We start from the raw sequence: 19,499 nt of genomic DNA, 5'->3' as shown, positions 1-19,499 counted from the left end.
GAACCCTTGCCGCGCAAGGCCGGAGGGCCGCTGAACGCCGCCCGGGAAGCCCCGGGCTCGCGGGCCCCGTACCATGGGACTGGCCGTGGCGCGTCCGCCCGGCGGGCGTACCAGGACAGACGCCGCATCCCACGAGCTGAGAGAAGCGCAAGCCACCCATGCCCACGCGCCACGACATCCGTAACGTAGCCATCGTCGCCCACGTCGACCACGGCAAGACCACCCTGGTCGACGCCATGCTCAAGCAGGCCGGCGCGTTCGCCGCGCACGCCGCCGAGCACCTCGACGACCGCATGATGGACTCGAACGACCTGGAGCGTGAGAAGGGCATCACGATCCTGGCCAAGAACACGGCCGTGAAGTACCACCCCAAGGATGGCGGCGACGTCATCACGATCAACATCATCGACACCCCCGGCCACGCCGACTTCGGCGGTGAGGTCGAGCGCGGTCTCTCGATGGTGGACGCGGTCGTTCTCCTCGTCGACGCCTCCGAGGGGCCGCTGCCCCAGACCCGCTTCGTGCTCCGCAAGGCCCTGGACGCCAAGCTGCCGGTCATCCTCTGCGTGAACAAGACGGACCGTCCGGACTCCCGGATCGACGAGATCGTCAACGAGACGTACGACCTCTTCCTGGATCTCGACGCCGACGAGGACCAGATCGAGTTCCCGATCGTCTACGCGTGCGCCCGTGACGGCGTCGCCTCGCTGACCAAGCCCGCGGACGGCACCGTCCCGCAGGACAGCGACAACCTGGAGCCGTTCTTCTCCACCATCCTCTCCAGCGTCCCGGCGCCGGAGTACGACGAGGACGCCCCGCTCCAGGCGCACGTCACCAACCTCGACGCGGACAACTTCCTCGGCCGTATCGCGCTCTGCCGTGTCGAGCAGGGCGAGCTGCGCAAGGGCCAGACCGTCGCGTGGATCAAGCGCGACGGCACGATCGCCAACGTCCGCATCACCGAGCTGCTGATGACCGAGGCGCTCACCCGCAAGCCTGCCGAGAAGGCCGGCCCCGGCGACATCTGCGCCATCGCCGGTATCCCGGACATCATGATCGGCGAGACGCTGGCCGACCCCGAGAACCCGATCGCGCTGCCGCTGATCACGGTCGACGAGCCGGCCATCTCGATGACCATCGGTGCGAACACCTCGCCGCTGGTCGGCAAGGGCGGCAAGGGCCACAAGGTCACCGCCCGGCAGATCAAGGACCGCCTGGACCGCGAGCTGGTCGGTAACGTCTCGCTCCGCGTCCTGGACACCGAGCGCCCCGACGCCTGGGAGGTCCAGGGCCGTGGTGAGCTGGCGCTCGCCATCCTGGTCGAGCAGATGCGCCGCGAGGGCTTCGAGCTGACCGTCGGCAAGCCCGAGGTCGTCACCAAGCAGATCGACGGCAAGACGCACGAGCCGATCGAGCGCATGACGATCGACTCGCCCGAGGAGCACCTCGGCGCCATCACCCAGCTGATGGCGACCCGCAAGGGCCGCATGGAGACCATGACGAACCACGGTTCGGGCTGGGTCCGCATGGAGTGGATCGTCCCGTCCCGCGGCCTCATCGGCTTCCGTACGGAGTTCCTCACGCAGACCCGCGGCACCGGCATCGCGCACTCGATCTTCGAGGGCCACGAGCCGTGGTTCGGCGACCTGCGGACCCGCCACAACGGTTCGCTCGTCGCGGACCGCGCGGGCGTCGTGACGCCGTTCGCGATGGTCAACCTCCAGGAGCGCGGTGTCATCTTCACGGAGGCCACCACGGAGGTCTACGAGGGCATGATCATCGGCGAGAACTCGCGCGCCGACGACATGGACGTGAACATCACCAAGGAGAAGAAGCTCACCAACATGCGTGCCGCCTCCGCGGACACCACGGAGAACGTGGTGCCGGCCAGGAAGCTGTCGCTGGAGCAGTCGCTGGAGTTCTGCCGCGACGACGAGTGCATCGAGGTGACCCCGGAGACCGTGCGTATCCGCAAGGTCGTCCTGGACCAGAAGGAGCGCGGCCGCAGCGCCTCGCGCGCCAAGCGCTGACGCCGGTCTGCCCGTTGGGCCCCCGCCCGGCCCCCCACCATGACTGGTGGGGGGCCGGGCGTTTTCCGCCCCTGTCCTCAGCGCACCTGGTCGCCGGGCTTCCCGTACCGGAGGAAGCCGCTCGTCTCCACGGCCCACGGGCCGAGCGCCACCGTGTCGCCGAAGATGTACGGGGCCTTCTGCCGGTAGCGGTCCTTGCACGGCTCGGAGTGGACCTCGATGGTCCCGGTGCGAGGGTCGACGATCAGGTAGAGCCCGATCCCCATGGCCGGGTACTCGGCGAGCTTGTCGCCGTAGTCGTTCTCCGGGTTCGAGGGGGAGACGATCTCGACGACGGCCAGGACCTGGGTGGCGTCGACGGCGAGCCCCGGTTCGTCGAGCGCCGCCTCGGGGATGACGAGAGCATCGGGGCGCCGCATGCGACCGATCTCGGGGTGCTCGATCTCCGGGCCGTTCTCACAGATGTACCCGGGGTGGGTGGCGGCGAGCTGCTCATTGAGCTGGTTGCGGATGCGACGGACTGTGCCCTCGTGGCGCTTCGAAGGGCTCATCATTGCGAGGAAAGGTCCGCTGGGGCCGATCTCTACATTCCAGGACCCCTCCAGCTGCTCGGCGTAGGCGGTGAGATCCTCGGCGATCGCGCGCATCTTCGCGTAGTCCATAGGCGAAGGGTAGCGAGGCTGGCGCCCGGGTATCTGTCGCTCCGGGGGCTGCTCCCGCCCCGGCTGCGGTCAGGCCGGCCCCCGGTACTGGTGCATCATCACCGCCGGGTCCGGGGTCCAGTACGCGTGCACGGTGGCCGTCCGTATCCAGCCCAGCCGCTCGTAGAGCGCGACCGCCGCGGTGTTGGTGGTGACCACGTCCAGGAGCGGGCGCAGCCCCGACTCCCTGGCCGCGACGGTGAGACGGCCGATCAGCAGCTCACCGATGCGGTGGCCGCGTGCGGCCGGGGAGACGTACAGCCGGTTCACCTCGCAGGTGCCCTGCCGCTCGCCCGCGGAGAGCACCGCGTGCCCGGCCACCGTGCCGTCGAGTTCGGCCACCCAGGCGCCGAGCAGACCGTCCGGCGTGAGCCAGCCGGCGGGGTCGGCGGGCCAGTGGAGGGGGTAGGCGTCCCCGGCGTGCACTTCGGCCAGTATCCGGACACAGGCATCCAGGTCGGAGTCCCGGCGGAGGCGTACGTGAGCAGTCATCCGAGCATCGAAACACATGTGTCTTGCGGTGCCCGAGCCAGCCCTGTTGGGTGAGCGCATGGATACCGGCACCTCCGACACCGCCCGCCGCGGTCCCGCACACACCGGTCAGCCGCCCGGCGGCACGGTCATCTTCCTGAACGGCACGTCCAGTTCGGGCAAGTCGAGCATCGCGACCGAGCTGCTGCGCATTCTGGACGACCGGTACTTCCACTTCCCGGTGGACGCCTTCCACGCGATGCGCTCGAAGCGGGAGATCCTGCCGCACCAGTTCCAGGACGTCCTCGACAGCACTTGCCGCGGCTTCCACCGGGCTGCGGCGGGCATGGCGGCCGGCGGCAACAACATCGTGGTGGACCACGTGTTCAGCCAGAGCTGGCGGGTGGCCGACTGCGTCTCCGTCTTCGTCCCGGAGAACGTCCTCCTGGTCGGGGTGCGTTGTCCGCTGCCGGAGCTGGAGCGGCGCGAAGGGGAGCGCGGCGACCGCCCGTCGGGACTCGCGGCGAAGCAGTTCGCCCGGGTGCACGCGCACGGCATCCACGACATCGAATGCGACACCAGCGTGCTGAGTCCGCTGGAGTGCGCCGAACGGATCAGGGATTTCCTGCCGGGCCGTCCGCGTCCCACCGCCTTCCAGCAGTTGCGGGAGCGGCTGTTGACGCCGAGTGTGCCGAACGCGTAGCGACGGAGGGCACCGGCCCTGAATGGCATGGTGCCGAGCCCGTCAGGAGGCCTGCTCCGCGCCCGCCGGCCCCGCAGCCGGCCCGGCACCGGCGCTGCCGGCTTCGACCACACCGTCGACCGGGGTGCGCAGCGGGGAGAGGTACGCGAGCCCGGCGATCGCCAGACGGAGCACCGCGCCGGCCGCGATGATCAGGTACATGTCGTGGAAGGCGGACTCCAGGGCGCCCGCCAGGAGGGCGGAGACCGGGATGGAGGCGAAGGCCAGCATGCGTGTGGTGGCGACCACCCGGCCGAGCAGCTCCCGCGGAACGATCTTCTGGCGCAGGGTGAACCAGGCCACCGGGTTGATGGAGCCCAGCGCGTACAGCAGACCCCAGACGACCCCGATGGCGAGCGGGCTGCGCAGCGGGATCAGCAGCAGTGTGCCCAGGCCCGCCAGCGCCGTGGTGGCGATCAGGATCCGGCCGGGCGGGAACCTCTGCACCAGGCGGCCCGCGACCGCCGCTCCGAGCACCGCGCCGACGCCCTGGGCCGCCAGCACCACCCCGATCACCCGCGGGCTCAGGTGGCGGTAAGTGGTCAGGTAGAAGAGGAAGTTCGCCTGGATCAGCCAGATCGCGAAGTTTGTTCCGGTGAACATCAGCGAGCCGGCGGCGAGTACCCGGTTGCGCCGGAACACGTAGCTCAGGGCCACCCGGATGTCCTGGCCGAAGGTGGCCTTCCGCTGAGGCTGCCGCTCGTTCCCGGCCGGGGTGTGACGGATCAGCAGGATGGCGCCGGCCGAGACGATGAACGTCGCCGCGTTGACGTAGATGGTGGTCTCGTAGCCGAGGAACATCACCAGACCGCCCGCCGCTGCGGGCCCGATCATGCTCATGATGTTGTCACCGGACTGCATCCAGCTGTTGGCCGGCCCGAGCCGGCCGGCCGGCACGATCTCCGGCAGGAAACTCTGGAAGGCCGGGTGGTAGACCGGCTCCACGCAGGCCAGCAGGAATGCCGTGAGGTAGATGGGCCACAGCGCGTGGCTGCCTGCCGATACCACCAGGGCGAGACCGGTGGCGATGACGGCCGCTGTGAGGTCACCGAGGACGAGCATCCTGCGTCGGTCGAAGCGGTCCGCGAACACCCCGCCGGGCAGGGACAGGAGTAAGAACGGGATGTACTCGATCGCGTACACCGCACCCGTGCTGAGGGCCGAACCGGTGAGCTTGAGCACCAGCAGTGGCAGGGCGAGCCGATAGAGCCAGTTGCCCAGCGAGGACGTGATGTACGCGGTCAGCAGGGTGTAGTAACGACTTCCCACAGGCGCTTCTCCAGAGAGTCCGTGACGGATCGGCGCCGGTGCGCGGGAGTTCGTCGAATCTGGGCAGGGAAGCCGGGCCCCGCCCCGCAGTCGTTGCCGACGGGAGCCGTGGGCAGCCTATATTTTCCGGGGCATCGGCAGGTACGGATCGGGCGGTTCCGGTGACGGGGCCCCTGCCCGGACTCGCCCTGCCTCGCCCGGACGTGCCCGGCTCCGGCAGCACAGCACAGCGCCCCGCACTGCTGTGCGGGGCGCTGCGGGTGGCCGGTGGGCCCGGCAGGGCTCAGGCCGCTGCCGGAGCGTCCTCGGGGAAGTGGCACGCCGTGAGGTGGCCGGGCTTGCTGTCGGTCAGCTGGACGAGCGGCGGCTCGTCGGTGGCGCACTTCTCGGTGGCCTTCCAGCAGCGCGTACGGAACCGGCAGCCGCTCGGCGGGTTCAGCGGCGACGGGACGTCGCCGACGAGCCGGATGCGGTTGTCCTCCTTCTCAACGCCCTCCTCGGAGACCGTGGCCTCCGGGACGGCGGAGAGGAGCGCCCGCGTGTACGGGTGGCGGGGGGCGCTGTAGAGCGTCTCGCGGTCGGCCACCTCGACGATCTTGCCGAGGTACATGACGGCGACGCGGTGCGAGAAGTGGCGGACGATCGCCAGGTCGTGGGCGATGAAGAGGAAGGAGATCCCCATCTCCTTCTGGAGCTTCTGAAGGAGGTTGACGACCTGGGCCTGGATGGAGACGTCGAGCGCGGAGACCGGCTCGTCGGCGACGATCAGCTTCGGTTCCAGGGCGAGGGCGCGGGCGACGCCGATGCGCTGGCGCTGGCCGCCGGAGAACTCGTGCGGGAAGCGGTTGTAGTGCTCCGGGTTGAGACCCACGATCTCGAGCAGCTCGCGGATGCGGTGCTCCCGGCCGCCCTTCGGGTTGATGTTGTTGACCTCCATCGGACCGCCGACGATCGTGCCGACGGTCTGACGGGGGTTGAGCGACGAGTAGGGGTCCTGGAAGATCATCTGGATCTCGGAGCGGACCGGCGCCAGTTCCTTGCGGGAGGCGTGCGTGATGTCCTTGCCCTGGTACGTGATCCGGCCGGCCGTCGGCTCCATCAGGCGGGTTATCAGCCGTCCGGTGGTGGACTTTCCGCAGCCGGACTCGCCCACCAGGCCGAGCGATTCGCCCTGGTGGACGGCGAAGTCGAGGCCGTCGACCGCCTGGACGTCGGCGACCTTGCGCTTGAACGGGAATCCGCCCATCACCGGGAAGTACTTGGTCAGGCCGGTGACTTCGAGCAGGGGGGTGTCGGTGGTCATGTTCGTTCTTTCCCTTTGGCTCTGGGTCAGCTCAGCCGGGGCTGGATCTGGTCGGTGAAGATGGCCTTCTTCTGGGCCGGGCTGAGGTGGCAGGCTGAACCGCGCCCGGCGGCGAGTTCGAGTGGCGGCTGCTGCGTGGAGCAGGCGTCGCCCTCGACCCGGTCCTTGAACGTGCACCGGGGGTGGAAGCGGCAGCCCGTCGGCGGGTTGAGCATGCTGGGCGGGGAGCCGGGGATCGGCATCAGGGGTACGTCGACCGGGCCCGTCAGGCTCGGCATCGATGCGAGCAGCCCCCAGGTGTACGGGTGCTGGGGCGCCCGGAGCACCTCACGCTTGGTGCCCCGCTCCACACAGCGCCCGCCGTACATCACCAGCACGTCGTCCGCGATGTCCGCGATCACGCCGAGGTCGTGCGTGATGAAGACGATGGCCGTGCCGAAGTCCTGCTGGAGGTCCTTGAGGAGGTCCATGATCTGCGCCTGGACCGTGACGTCCAGCGCGGTCGTCGGCTCGTCGGCGATGAGCAGCTGAGGGTCGCAGACCAGCGCCATCGCGATCATCGCGCGCTGGCGCATACCGCCGGAGAACTGGTGCGGGAAGTCGTCGACCCGCAGGTCCGGCTGCGGGATGCCGACCCGGGTGAGCATCTCGATCGCCCGCTTCCGGGCCTCCTGCTTCGAGGCGCCGGTGTGCTTCCGGTAGGTCTCGCTGATCTGCCGGCCGACGGTGTGGAACGGCGACAGCGAGGCCAGGGCGTCCTGGAAGATCATCGCCATCTTGTTGCCGCGCAGCCGCTCCAGCTCCCGCTCACTGGCGCCGAGCAGCTCCTTGCCGTCCAGCATGATCTCGCCGTTGATCCGGGTGCGTTCCCGGTCGTGCAGGCCCAGGATCGTCAGGTTGGTGACGGACTTGCCCGAGCCGGACTCGCCGACGATGCCGAGCGTCTTGCCCTTCTCCACGTCGAAGGAGAGGCCGTCGACGGCCTTGACTGTGCCGTCCTCGGTCGAGAAGTGGACCTGTAGGTCCCTGACAGAGAGGAAGGGCTGCTGATCGGTGCTCGTCACGAGGACGCTCCAGGAAGTGTTGCGGGGATCGGGGGCGGGGCGGAGAGGGGCGGGAGCGGGTCAGGCGAGACGGATCCGCGGGTCGATGAGGCCGTAGATGGCGTCCACGAAGATGTTGAAGAAGACGATCGCCGCGGCCGCCACGAGGGTGACACCGAGCAGCATCGGCAGGTCGCTCCTGTCGACGGACTGCACCGCGAGCTGACCGATGCCCTGGATGCTGAAGACCTGCTCGGTGATGATGGCGCCACCGATCAGCGTGCCCAGGTCGATGCCGAAGATGGTGACGATCGGCCCCATCGCGCCGCGCCAGGCGAAGCGGAAGAAGACCTTGCGGCGGGAGAGGCCCTTGGCCCGCGCGGTGCGGACGTAGTCCTCGGAGAGCTGTTCGACCAGCTGCGAGCGGGTCATACGGGTGTAGTTCGCCGTGAAGATGATGGAGAGCACCAGCCACGGCAGCAGCAGCCCGGACGCCCACTTGACCGGGTCCTCCGTCAGCGGCGTGTAAGAGGGCTGGTCGAGCACTCCCAGCTGCTGGACCAGGAGGAACATCGCGATGTAGCCGACGAAGTAGATCTGCAGTGACGACCCGAGCAGCGAGACGGAGCTGGCGATCTTGTCGAGCGCCTTGCCCTGCTTGACGGCGGCGATCATGCCGGCGCCGATACCGACGACCAGGAAGAAGACGGCGGAGCCCAGTGCGAGCGAGATCGTCAGCGGCATGCGGTCCAGGATCGTGCCGAGGACCGGCTGGCGGTTGGTGAAGGAGTAACCGAGGCAGGGGGCCGGGCAGTGGCCGTAGTTGCCGTAGTCACGGCCCACGACGATACCGACCAGATAGTGCCAGTACTGGACCGGTATCGAGTCGGAGATCCCCAGATTGTGCCGGATCTGGGTGACCAGCTCGGGTGTGCAGGTCTTGCCGCAGGCCAGGCGCGCCGGGTCACGGGGGATCGCGTAGAAGAGGACGAACACGATGGCGCTGATGACCAGCAGGATGACGAGAGCGCCGGTCACGCGGCGGAGAAGAAATCGAAGCATGGGGTCGTGACTTTCCGGGTGGGGCGCCGTCGCCGAGGTGTAGGGAGCGGGGGAGGGCCGGGGCCGGGGGGGGGCGGCCGATCGGGCCGCCCTCCCCCGGGTGACGGGCTACGCCGTGGTGTAGAGCTTGGTGATCGCGATACCGGTGGCGCCCGAGTCGTAGACCAGGCCGCCGACCTTGGAGCCGTGGAACCAGTTACGGATGGGCCAGTAGTCCGGCACGCAGGCCGCGAGTTCCATGATCTGGCGGTCGAGGTTGCCCCAGGCCTTGTCGGCCGCTGTCGGGTCCGTGATCACGCTCGCCGCGTCGATGCCCTTGTTGATGCTCGCGCTGTTCAGCTGCGGCCAGTTCGAGGCACCGTTGGCGATCACGCGGCCGTCGAAGGTGGGCTGGAGGGCGGTGTAGCCGCCCGGCCAGTCGGCGGACCAGCCGGCCGCGAACATGTCGTAGGTGTTGTCGATCTGGGCGATCTGGGAGTAGAAGGTCGTCTTGTCGACCTGCTTCGTCACCGGTGTGAAGCCCGCCTTGGTGAGCGCGTTCTTTACCGCGACAGCCTGCTTGACGGCGTTGTCGGACTGCTGGAAGGCGATGACGACCTTCTGGCCGAGCTTCCCGGCCTCCTTGAGGACCGCCTTGGCCTTGACCGGGTCGCCGGCCGGCTTCTTCCGCTTGCCGTAGAGGTCGAAGTCCGTGTGTCCCGGGGTGAGCGGGCTGATGATCGTGGTCGCGATCTCGGACTCCGACGTGCCACCGCGGATCAGCTGGAGCTGCTGCGAGGGCCAGGCGTAGTTGAGCGCCTGACGCACCTTGACGTCCTTGATGCGCGTGGTGTTGATGGCCCAGTAGTACGTCGCGGTGTCGAGGTGGGTCAGGACCCGCTTCTTCATCGCCGGGTCGCTGAGCACCTTCTGGATGCGCTCTGCGGCGACCTCGTTGAACATCGAGACGGTGTGCTGGTCCTGGCCCTGGTCGGCGATGTAGCGGTCCGTGGACGCCAGAGCCTGGAAGCCGAACTGCAGCTGCCACTTGTCCGGGTACGCGTTGCGGATCGGGTCCGTCTTCGGGTCCCAGTGCGGGTTGCGGGAGATCGACATCGACTTGCCGATCTGACGCTTGTCGATCTTGTAAGGACCGCAGGAGAACGGCTTCTTGTCGTAGTCCTCCTTGGTGTCGTGCTTCTTCGGCACCAGGGAGAAGGCGCGCATACCGAGCGTGAAGTTGAAGTCGGTGCGGGCCGTGTTGAGGTGGAAGGTGACGGTCTTGCCGCTGATCTCGATGGAGTCGAGGTGCTTGCCGTCGTAGGGGCCCTTGTAGCCCTTGCCGCCGACCAGCCACTGCTGCGGGTAGCGCGGGCCGTAGGTGATGAAGCTGGCGAAGAGCCGCTCGAAGGTGTGGCGGACGTCCTCGATCGTGACGTCGGAGCCGTCCTCCCACTTGCCGCCGTCCTTCAGCGTGAAGGACCAGGTCTTGCCGCCGTCCTTCATCGTGCCGGCGTCGGTGGCGAGGTCACCCACGAGGGTGGTGGTGCCGCTGTCGGTGACCTTGTAGCCGACCAGGCCGCGCATGAAGAGCGGGGTGATCCAGCCCTCGTAGCTCGACCAGATCTGTGCGGGGTCCAGGTGGTCGCAGTCGAGCTGGTCCATCGTCCAGATCGTGCCGCCCTTGGCCGCGCCCGCGACCTCGGCGGCAGGACCGGTGGAGTCCGCCTTCGTGCCGACCTCGATCTTGGCTATCTTGCCCTTGCTGACGTTCGGGGCGTCCTTGCCACCACTGCCGTCGCCACCGCCGCCGCCGCTGCTGCATGCGCTGAGGACGGTGGAGCTCGCGGCTGCCACTCCGGTGGCGATGAGGAAGTTTCTACGGGAGAAAGACATGGCGTATCGGTCCTTGGGATCGGTGGACGAGGCAGGTGCGACAGGCCGGACCACAGCGGCCGGGCTGTTGGAGCTGAGGTTCAGCGCCTCGACTTGGGGTCGAGCGCGTCGCGAACCGAGTCGCCGAGCAGATTGAAGGCGAGCACGAAGACGACCATGGTGATGCCCGGGAAGAGCATGAAGGTGATGTCGTTCGTGTAGTAGCCCGCCCCACGCGCGATCATCACGCCCCAGTCCGGGGTCGGGTCGATCATGCCGACACCGAGGAAGGCGAGACCGGCCTCGGTCGTCACCATGGCGGGCAGCGCGAGTGTCGACTGGATCAGGATCGGCGTCCAGAGGTTCGGAAGCAGCTCCTTGAAGATGATCCGCGCGGGTGATGCGCCGGTCACCTTGGCTGCCTCGACGAACTCCCTTTCACGCAGGGCCAGTACCTGACCTCGCAGCAGACGTGCCATCGATGCCCAGCCGAAACCCGCCAGGACGACGATCAGCGAGATGGCCCGCAGGGAGGTCGGGATCTCGTCGTCGTCGGGGACGAAGAAGGCGTAGACCACCGGCATGAAGGCGATGAAGAACAGCGTCGACGGGAACGACAGCAGGATGTCGATGATCCGGCCGACGAAGTAGTCCGTCTTGCCGCCCAGATATCCGGCCGTGACACCGACGACCACACCGACGAGGGTGAGGAGGATCGTGATCGCGGCGGCGATCATCAGCGAGGTGCGGATGCTGTAGAGCAGGAACGTGAAGATGTCCCGCCCCAGCGACGGCTCCAGGCCGAACCAGTAGTCGCTGCTGATACCGCCGTTGGGTTTCACCGGATAGCCGAAACCATTGAGCAGCCCGGGGTTGTCCTGGCCGTACGTCTCGTACGGGTTCTTCCCGTACAGCTTCGCGATCAGCGGTGCGGCGATGGCTATCACGAAGAAGAACACGACGATGCAGGCGGACACCATGCCTGTCTTGTCGCGCTTGAAACGCCGCCAAGCCAGTTGGCTCGGGCTCCGGGCGTCGGCGCCCTTGTTCGGGCTGTCGGGTTGCCGGGACCCCTCAACGATGCCGATGGAAGTGGTGTCCACCGGAACGAGGGGGGCCGGGGATGGCGTGGTCATCGAACTCCTGTCCCCGTACGGAAAGCAACATCCTCCGGGCAGGAGGAGCTAAGGGGTTGGAACGGACCCAATCAATCGAGTTGACAACGGTCAATGCGCGTAGCAACTCCACACCTGGTCTTTAGGTTCTTGACCTTGTCTTGAGGAAGAAAGGATGTCCTCTGGGTGGACAGGTGATTTACGAAAACCGCAAATCAACCTGTCTCGGACAGCTGCGTCCGGTCAAAGGTGTGTCCATTTCGTTATGCGGGGCATCCGGGCGTTTCTGGTGACGGATGGACACAGACGGCCGCAGAGAAGGTGCATTGGTCGCGCTATCCAGTGATATTGGGCCCTAAGTATGATTTGGGACCTAGAGGAGGCACTCCATGCGCGGAGCCACACACGCCAAGTGGGCCGCATGCGCGGTCGCCGTCGCCCTCGCGGCGACAGCCTGCGGCGGGGGCGGGAGCAGTGGCGGAGGTGGCGGGGCGAACGGCGTCGTGAGCTCGTCCTGGGGTGATCCGCAGAACCCGCTGGAGCCTGCGAACACCAACGAGGTCCAGGGCGGCAAGGTCCTCGACATGATCTTCCGGGGCCTCAAGAAGTACGACCCGAAGACCGGCAAGGCCCAGAACATGCTGGCCTCCAAGATCGAGACCACCGACTCGGTCAACTTCAAGATCACGATCAAGAAGGGCTGGACGTTCAGCAACGGCGAGAAGATCACCGCCAAGTCGTTCGTCGACGCCTGGAACTACGGCGCGTCTCTGAAGCACAACCAGAAGGACGCCTACTTCTTCGGCTACATCGACGGGTACGACAAGGTCCACCCGGACTCCGGCAGTGCCAAGGCCGCCACGCTCTCCGGGCTGAAGGTGGTCAACGACACCACCTTCACGGTGAAGCTGAACCAGAAGTTCTCCACCTTCCCGGACACCCTGGGGTACCCGGCCTTCGCCCCGCTGCCGACGGCGTTCTACAAGAACCACTCGGCCTGGCTGTCCAAGCCCGTCGGCAACGGTCCGTACACCGTGCAGTCGTACACCAAGGGCTCGAAGATGAGCCTGCGCAAGTGGGCCAAGTACCCCGGCAGCGACAAGGCGCAGAACGGCGGCGTCGACCTCAAGGTCTACACCGACAACAACACCGCCTACACCGACCTGACCGCGGGCAACCTCGACCTGGTCGACGACGTCCCCGCCGCGCAGCTCAAGAACGTCAAGGCCGACCTCAGCGGGCGCTACATCAACACCCCCGCGGGCATCATCCAGACGCTCTCGTTCCCCTTCTACCGGCCCGAGTGGAACACCCCGGGCGCCAAGAAGGTACGGATCGGGCTCTCGATGGCGATCAACCGGCCGCAGATCACCAAGACGATCTTCCAGAACACCAGGACCCCGGCCACCGACTGGACGTCCCCGGTCCTCGGCGCCGCCGGCGGATACAAGGCCGGCCTGTGCGGTGCCTCCTGCAAGTACAACCCCGCCGAGGCGAAGAAGCTGGTCAAGGAGGGCGGCGGCATCCCGGGCCGCCAGCTGAAGGTCACGTACAACGCGGACACCGGCTCGCACAAGGAGTGGGTCGACGCCCTCTGCAACAGCATCAACAACGCCCTCGGCAACGACAAGGCCTGCGTCGGCAACCCGATCGGCACCTTCGCCGACTTCCGCAACCAGATCACGGCGAAGAAGATGCCGGGTCCGTTCCGGGCCGGCTGGCAGATGGACTACCCGCTCATCCAGAACTTCCTGCAGCCGCTGTACTACACCGACGCCTCGTCGAACGACGGCCACTGGACCAACAAGTCGTTCGACAAGCTGGTCAACCAGGCCAACGCGGACACCGACAAGGCCGCCGCCGTCAAGAAGTTCCAGGACGCCGAAGGGGTGCTCAGGGACGAGATGGGCGCCATCCCGCTCTGGTACCAGAACGGCAGCGCCGGCTACTCCGACCGTGTCTCGAACGTCAAGCTGAATCCGTTCAGCGTGCCGGTCTACAGCGACATCAAGGTCCACTGACGCCTGAGGAAGCCCGGCCCGGCGCGCGGCGCGCGCCGGGCCGCACCGCTTCTCGGAACGACGACCCCCGGAGCCCCTCATGGGACGTTATGTGATCAGGCGTCTGCTGCAGATGATCCCGGTCTTCATCGGCGCCACGCTGCTGATCTTCCTGATGGTGAACGTGATGGGCGACCCCGTCGCGGGACTCTGCGGCGACCGCGCCTGCGACCCGGCCACGGCCGCCCAGCTGCGCACCGAATTCGGCCTCGACAAGCCCGTGTGGCAGCAGTACCTGACCTACATGGGCAACGTCTTCACCGGCGACTTCGGCACCGCGTTCAACGGTCAGAAGGTCACCGACCTGATGGGCAGTGCCTTCCCCGTCACCATCCGGCTCACCATCGTCGCGATCATCTTCGAGGTGATCATCGGTATCGCCTTCGGTGTGATCACCGGCCTCAAGCGCGGCCACCCGGTCGACTCGTCCGTCCTGCTGCTCACCCTGGTCGTCATCTCGGTGCCGACCTTCGTCACCGGTCTGCTGGCCCAGCTGCTGTTCGGGGTGAAGTGGGGGCTCATCAGACCCGCCGTCTCGCCCGAGGCCCCGTTCAACGAGCTGATCCTGCCCGGCCTGGTGCTGGCCTCCGTGTCGCTCGCGTACGTCACCCGGCTGACCCGGACCTCGATCGCGGAGAACCGGCGGGCCGACTACGTCAGGACCGCCACCGCCAAGGGGCTCCCGAAGCGCCGCATCATCGTCCGGCACCTGCTGCGCAACTCGCTGATCCCCGTCGTCACCTTCATCGGCACCGACATCGGGGCCCTGATGGGCGGAGCCATCGTCACCGAGCGCATCTTCAACATCCACGGCGTCGGCTACCAGCTCTACCAGGGCATCGTCCGCCAGAACAGCCAGACCGTGGTCGGCTTCGTCACCGTCCTCGTCATCGTCTTCCTGGTGGCGAACCTCATCGTCGACCTCCTCTACGCCGTTCTCGACCCGAGGATCCGGTATGCCTGAGCCGCAGAATTCCGACGAAGCCATCTCCGCCGCCGGCGCCGGCGGGGCCACCGACCTCGCCATGGGCGAGGGCGTGACACTGGAGAACCAGCCCGACAGCGGCGGGCCGGGCCCGGACGAGCAGGCCCGCAGCCTCTGGTCCGACGCGTGGCGCGATCTGCGCCGCAACCCGATCTTCATCATCTCGGGGCTGATCATCATCTTCCTCGTGGTGATCTCGATCTGGCCCCAGCTCATCGCCACCCAGAACCCGCTCGCCTGCAACCTGGACAAGGCTCAGGAGGGCTCCCAGCCCGGACACCCCTTCGGTTTCACCGGGCAGGGCTGCGACGTCTACACCCGCACGGTCTACGGCGCCAGGCAGTCCGTGACGGTGGGTGTGTGCGCGACGGTCGGGGTGGCCCTCATCGGGAGCATCCTGGGCGGCCTGGCCGGTTTCTTCGGCGGGGCGGGCGACGCGATCCTCTCCCGGATCACCGACATCTTCTTCGGTATCCCGGTGGTGCTCGGCGGTCTGGTGCTGCTGTCCGTGGTCACCAGCAGCACGGTCTGGCCCGTGATCGGCTTCATGGTGCTGCTCGGCTGGCCGCAGATCGCGCGCATCGCACGCGGCTCGGTCATCACCGCCAAACAGAACGACTACGTCCAGGCGGCGCGGGCGCTCGGCGCGTCCAACTCCCGGATGCTGCTGCGCCACATCGCGCCGAACGCGGTCGCCCCGGTGATCGTCGTGGCGACCATCGCGCTCGGCACGTACATCTCACTGGAGGCGACCCTGTCGTTCCTGGGCGTCGGCCTGAAGCCCCCCACCGTCTCCTGGGGCATCGACATCTCCGCCGCCTCCCCGTACATCCGCAACGCCCCGCACATGCTGCTCTGGCCTGCCGCCGCGCTCGCGGTCACGGTGCTCGCCTTCATCATGCTCGGCGACGCGGTGCGCGACGCCCTCGACCCCAAGCTGCGCTGAGGAGTCCGGACCATGCTGCTCGAAGTACGCGATCTGCACGTGGAGTTCCACACCCGCGACGGGGTCGCGAAGGCGGTGAACGGGGTCGACTACACGGTGGACTCCGGTGAGACGCTCGCCGTCCTCGGGGAATCGGGCTCCGGGAAGTCGGTGACCGCCCAGGCCATCATGGGCATCCTCGATGTGCCGCCGGGCCGGATCGCGGGCGGCGAGATCATCTTCCAGGGCCAGGATCTGCTGAAGCTCAAGGAGGAGGAGCGGCGGAAGATCCGGGGCGCCAAGATGGCGATGATCTTCCAGGACGCCCTCTCCTCGCTCAACCCGGTGCTCAGCGTGGGCGATCAGCTCGGTGAGATGTTCACCGTCCACAAGGGCATGTCCCGCAAGGACGCCAAGGCCAGGGCCATCGAGCTGATGGACACGGTACGGATCCCGGCCGCCAAGGAGCGGGTCGGCCAGTATCCGCACCAGTTCTCCGGCGGTATGCGCCAGCGCATCATGATCGCGATGGCGATGGCCCTGGAGCCGGACCTGATCATCGCGGACGAGCCGACCACCGCCCTCGACGTGACCGTCCAGGCCCAGGTGATGGATCTGCTGGCCGAACTCCAGCGGGAGTTCAACATGGGGCTGATCCTCATCACCCACGACCTGGGCGTGGTGGCCGACGTCGCCGACAAGATCGCGGTGATGTACGCGGGCCGGATCGTCGAGACGTCGCCGGTCCATCCGATCTACAAGGCGCCCGCCCACCCGTACACCAAGGGCCTCCTCGAATCGATCCCGCGCCTGGACCAGAAGGGCCAGGAGCTGTACGCGATCAAGGGGCTGCCCCCCAACCTGCTGCACATCCCGCCGGGCTGCGCCTTCAACCCCCGCTGCCCGCTCGCCCAGGAGGTGTGCCGCACCGACGTGCCGCCCCTGTACGAAGTGTCCCCGGAGCGCCGGAGCGCCTGCCACTTCTGGAAGGAGACGCTCAATGCACGCTGACCACTCGCGGCGCGACGCGGCACGGGACCAGGCACGGGAGGAGGCCGAGGCGGACCGCGACCTGATGGAGAAGTCGCACGCGGAGGTGGCCTTCCACGACAAGGAGCCGATCCTCGAAGTCCGCGACCTGGTCAAGCACTACCCGCTGACCCAGGGAATCCTGTTCAGGAAACAGGTCGGCGCGGTCAAGGCCGTCGACGGGGTGTCGTTCGCGCTCAGCCAGGGCGAGACGCTCGGCGTCGTGGGCGAGTCCGGCTGCGGCAAGTCGACAGTGGCCAGGATGCTGGTGAACCTGGAGGCCCCCACGGCCGGTTCGATCCGGTACAAGGGCGAGGACATCACCAAGATGTCCGGCCGCGCGCTGAAGGCCGTACGCCGCAACATCCAGATGGTCTTCCAGGACCCGTACACCTCGCTCAACCCCCGGATGACGGTCGGCGACATCATCGGGGAGCCGTACGAGATCCACCCCGAGGTGGCTCCCAAGGGGGACCGGCGGCGGAAGGTCCAGGATCTGCTGGACGTCGTCGGGCTCAACCCGGAGTACATCAACCGCTATCCGCACCAGTTCTCCGGCGGCCAGCGCCAGCGCATCGGCATCGCGCGCGGGCTCGCGCTCAACCCCGAGATCATCGTGGCGGACGAGCCGGTCTCGGCGCTCGACGTGTCCGTGCAGGCGCAGGTCATCAACCTGCTCGGGCGGCTCCAGAAGGAGTTCGACCTGGCGTACGTGTTCATCGCGCACGACCTGTCGATCGTCCGGCACATCTCCAACCGGGTCGGCGTGATGTATCTGGGCCGGATGGTCGAGGTCGGCTCGGACGCGGAGATCTACGAGCACCCCACCCACCCGTACACCCAGGCGCTGCTCTCCGCCGTGCCGGTGCCCGACCCGGCGGTGCGCGACCGGCGCGAGCGGATCATCCTGGTCGGCGATGTGCCGTCGCCCGCCGACCCGCCGTCCGGCTGCCGGTTCCGCACCCGCTGCTGGAAGGCGCAGGAACGGTGCGCCCAGGAGGTGCCCGCGCTGGCGGTGCCCGCAGTGTTCCGGACCGTGGACGGACCGGTGCGCCATGACTCGGCCTGTCACTTCGCCGAGGAGAAGCAGGTGGTGCCGGACACCGGCGGCCCCGACGAGGGCCCGGCGGGTCCGGACGGCGGTGCCGCGGGCCCGGACGGGGGCACCCCGCCGTCACCCGGGAACCCGCCGTCCGGGAACCCGTCGGGTGCGACGCCTGCCGGGCCTCCCACGGGCGCGACGCCCGCCGGGTCCCCCACCGGTGCGACGCCCGCCGGTCCTGGGCGGTCGCCTGACGGGCCCGGCGCTCCGGGCGGCGCTACGCCCGGCTGAGAGGTCCTTGAGGGCCGTCCCGCATGCCGGCTCCCCGCGCCGCCGGGGGCCGGGAGCTGACCGCCGGGGTGCGCTACGGCGTCTCCTGCCCCGCCGTCACGTCCGGCCCGGCGTGGCCGCCCTCCAGCTCCTGCAGCGCCGGGTCCAGGATGATCTCCGACTCACGTTCCGTCGTCGGGTCCTCGGGGAAGTGGCAGGCCGTCAGGTGCCCGTCACGGCTGCCGTCGACGCGTACCAGCGGAGGCTCCTCGGTCGCGCACTTGTCCTGGGCCTTCCAGCAGCGGGTGCGGAAACGGCAGCCCGACGGCGGCGAGATCGGGGACGGTACGTCGCCCGCGAGCCGGATGCGTCCGGGGCCGGGGGGCGCGTCGTCGCCGTCCGCGGAGGCATGGAAGAGCGTGGTCTCCGGGACCGCCGACAGCAGCGCGTGGGTGTACGGATGGCGGGGCCACTGGTAGATGGAGTCGCGGTCCCCCACCTCGACGATCTTGCCGAGGTACATGACGGCGACGCGGTGCGAGAAGTGGCGGACGATCGCCAGGTCGTGGGCGATGAAGAGGAACGAGATGTCCAGTTCGCGCTGGAGGTCCTGGAGGAGGTTGACGACCTGGGCCTGGATGGAGACGTCGAGTGCGGAGACCGGCTCGTCGGCGACGATGAGTTTGGGATCGAGGGCGAGGGCGCGGGCGACGCCGATGCGCTGGCGCTGGCCGCCGGAGAACTCGTGCGGGAAGCGGTTGTAGTGCTCCGGGTTGAGACCCACGATCTCGAGGAGTTCGCGGATGCGGTGCTCCCGGCCGCCCTTCGGGTTGATGTTGTTGATTGCCATCGGGCCGCCGACGATCGTGCCGACGGTCTGGCGTGGATTGAGCGACGAGTAGGGGTCCTGGAAGATCATCTGGATCTCCGGGCGGATCGGTGCCAGCTGTCTGCGGCCGGCCCGGGTGATGTCCTGGCCCCGGTAGACGAGCCGGCCCCCCGACGGTTCGAGGAGCCGGGTCAGCAGCCGTCCGGTGGTGGACTTTCCGCAGCCGGATTCGCCCACCAGACCGAAACTCTCGCCCGCGTGCAGCGTGAGGTCGATGCCGTCGACGGCCTGGACCGCGCCGATCCTGCGCTTGAAGGGGAAGCCCCCCATGATGGGGAAGTGCTTGGTCAGCCCCTCTGCGGAGAGCAGCACCTCACCCGGACGGGGCGCCTTGTCGCGGGGAGCGGGAATGGTGGCCTCGTGCGCCATGTCGTATCGCTTCCTAGGTGGGGTGTCCTCGGATGTGGTGTGCCGGCCCCGGCCGGTCGGCCCGCCATGGGGTGGGCCGTCAACTCCCCTGCCGGCGGTGTGAGATGGGCCCATCATCACTCTGCCCGCTGTGCGCAGGACTCATCGCGGCTGAGCGGACTGTGGCCCGGTGCGCCGACGTGCGTCAAGTGCCTGACGGCGGAAGGGCTGCGTCCGCGCACTTCTTGGGCGAAGGTTTTGCAGACCGGTGTGTGTACGTGCTTGACGTCCTGCCGGCCCGCGTGACGAGGGGCCGGGCATTGCGCGGGATTGTTCACACGGCAGCAACTCCGCTGTCGCG

16 protein-coding genes are annotated in these 19,499 nt (G+C 68.1%); 7 read left to right on the top strand and 9 right to left on the bottom strand.

Going from position 1 to position 19,499, the window contains the following annotated elements; all coding sequences use genetic code 11:
- Positions 1–158 precede the first annotated feature (158 nt).
- Complete coding sequence (gene typA, locus OG584_RS11410; RefSeq protein ID WP_405777592.1) at positions 159–2,030, top strand: translational GTPase TypA; 1,872 nt, start codon at positions 159–161, stop codon at positions 2,028–2,030.
- Positions 2,031–2,107: 77 nt separating this feature from the next.
- Here typA and OG584_RS11405 read toward each other — a convergent pair whose 3' ends face one another.
- Together OG584_RS11405 and OG584_RS11400 are read right to left on the bottom strand one after the other, a co-directional pair.
- Entirely contained in the window at positions 2,108–2,692 is a 585-nt protein-coding gene (locus OG584_RS11405; RefSeq protein ID WP_405777590.1) for a Uma2 family endonuclease, read from the bottom strand.
- 69 nt (positions 2,693–2,761) lie between these two features.
- Positions 2,762–3,223 (bottom strand): GNAT family N-acetyltransferase, encoded by a 462-nt coding sequence (locus tag OG584_RS11400; protein WP_405777588.1) that lies wholly within the window; start codon positions 3,221–3,223, stop codon positions 2,762–2,764.
- Positions 3,224–3,281: 58 nt separating this feature from the next.
- Between OG584_RS11400 and OG584_RS11395 the strand changes: the two genes are divergently transcribed.
- Positions 3,282–3,905, top strand: coding sequence for a chloramphenicol phosphotransferase CPT family protein (locus tag OG584_RS11395; RefSeq protein ID WP_405777586.1), 624 nt, complete (start codon positions 3,282–3,284; stop codon positions 3,903–3,905).
- 42 nt (positions 3,906–3,947) lie between these two features.
- Here the strand turns inward: OG584_RS11395 and OG584_RS11390 are convergent, their stop codons facing one another.
- From OG584_RS11390 to OG584_RS11365, 6 genes are all read right to left on the bottom strand, one after another.
- Entirely contained in the window at positions 3,948–5,213 is a 1,266-nt protein-coding gene (locus OG584_RS11390) for an MFS transporter (protein ID WP_405777584.1), read from the bottom strand.
- A gap of 283 nt (positions 5,214–5,496) precedes the next feature.
- Positions 5,497–6,516 carry an ABC transporter ATP-binding protein gene (locus OG584_RS11385; protein WP_405777582.1) on the bottom strand — a complete coding sequence of 340 codons (1,020 nt, stop codon included), beginning with the start codon at positions 6,514–6,516 and terminating at the stop codon, positions 5,497–5,499.
- A gap of 26 nt (positions 6,517–6,542) precedes the next feature.
- Positions 6,543–7,580, bottom strand: a complete 1,038-nt coding sequence (locus OG584_RS11380; protein WP_405777581.1) for an ABC transporter ATP-binding protein — start codon at positions 7,578–7,580, stop codon at positions 6,543–6,545.
- 60 nt (positions 7,581–7,640) lie between these two features.
- Positions 7,641–8,621: an ABC transporter permease gene (locus tag OG584_RS11375; RefSeq protein ID WP_405777579.1), complete on the bottom strand. Its 981-nt coding sequence runs from the start codon at positions 8,619–8,621 to the stop codon at positions 7,641–7,643.
- Between the two features lie 108 nt (positions 8,622–8,729).
- Positions 8,730–10,496, bottom strand: a complete 1,767-nt coding sequence (locus OG584_RS11370; protein ID WP_405777577.1) for an ABC transporter substrate-binding protein — start codon at positions 10,494–10,496, stop codon at positions 8,730–8,732.
- A gap of 80 nt (positions 10,497–10,576) precedes the next feature.
- Positions 10,577–11,611 (bottom strand): ABC transporter permease, encoded by a 1,035-nt coding sequence (locus tag OG584_RS11365; RefSeq protein ID WP_405777575.1) that lies wholly within the window; start codon positions 11,609–11,611, stop codon positions 10,577–10,579.
- Positions 11,612–11,979: 368 nt separating this feature from the next.
- Between OG584_RS11365 and OG584_RS11360 the strand changes: the two genes are divergently transcribed.
- From OG584_RS11360 to OG584_RS11340, 5 genes are all read left to right on the top strand, one after another.
- Positions 11,980–13,611: an ABC transporter substrate-binding protein gene (locus OG584_RS11360; RefSeq protein WP_405777573.1), complete on the top strand. Its 1,632-nt coding sequence runs from the start codon at positions 11,980–11,982 to the stop codon at positions 13,609–13,611.
- A 79-nt stretch (positions 13,612–13,690) separates the two neighbouring features.
- Positions 13,691–14,614, top strand: coding sequence for an ABC transporter permease (locus tag OG584_RS11355; RefSeq protein WP_405777571.1), 924 nt, complete (start codon positions 13,691–13,693; stop codon positions 14,612–14,614).
- Positions 14,607–15,581: an ABC transporter permease gene (locus OG584_RS11350; RefSeq protein ID WP_405777569.1), complete on the top strand. Its 975-nt coding sequence runs from the start codon at positions 14,607–14,609 to the stop codon at positions 15,579–15,581. Before OG584_RS11355 ends, OG584_RS11350 begins: the two co-directional genes overlap by 8 nt.
- A 12-nt stretch (positions 15,582–15,593) precedes the next feature.
- Complete coding sequence (locus OG584_RS11345) at positions 15,594–16,571, top strand: ABC transporter ATP-binding protein (RefSeq protein WP_405777567.1); 978 nt, start codon at positions 15,594–15,596, stop codon at positions 16,569–16,571.
- The gene (locus tag OG584_RS11340; RefSeq protein ID WP_405777565.1) at positions 16,561–17,922 is read left to right on the top strand and encodes an ABC transporter ATP-binding protein; all 1,362 of its coding nucleotides are present in this window, start codon (positions 16,561–16,563) and stop codon (positions 17,920–17,922) included. Before OG584_RS11345 ends, OG584_RS11340 begins: the two co-directional genes overlap by 11 nt.
- A 73-nt stretch (positions 17,923–17,995) precedes the next feature.
- Here OG584_RS11340 and OG584_RS11335 read toward each other — a convergent pair whose 3' ends face one another.
- Positions 17,996–19,159, bottom strand: a complete 1,164-nt coding sequence (locus OG584_RS11335; RefSeq protein WP_405777563.1) for an ABC transporter ATP-binding protein — start codon at positions 19,157–19,159, stop codon at positions 17,996–17,998.
- Positions 19,160–19,499: the final 340 nt, after the last annotated feature.

The organism is Streptomyces sp. NBC_00859 (assembly GCF_045161865.1).
Lineage (GTDB): Bacteria > Actinomycetota > Actinomycetes > Streptomycetales > Streptomycetaceae > Streptomyces.
The sequence above is the reverse complement of the archived record's forward strand: the minus strand, read 5'-3'. Positions and strand labels throughout refer to the sequence as shown.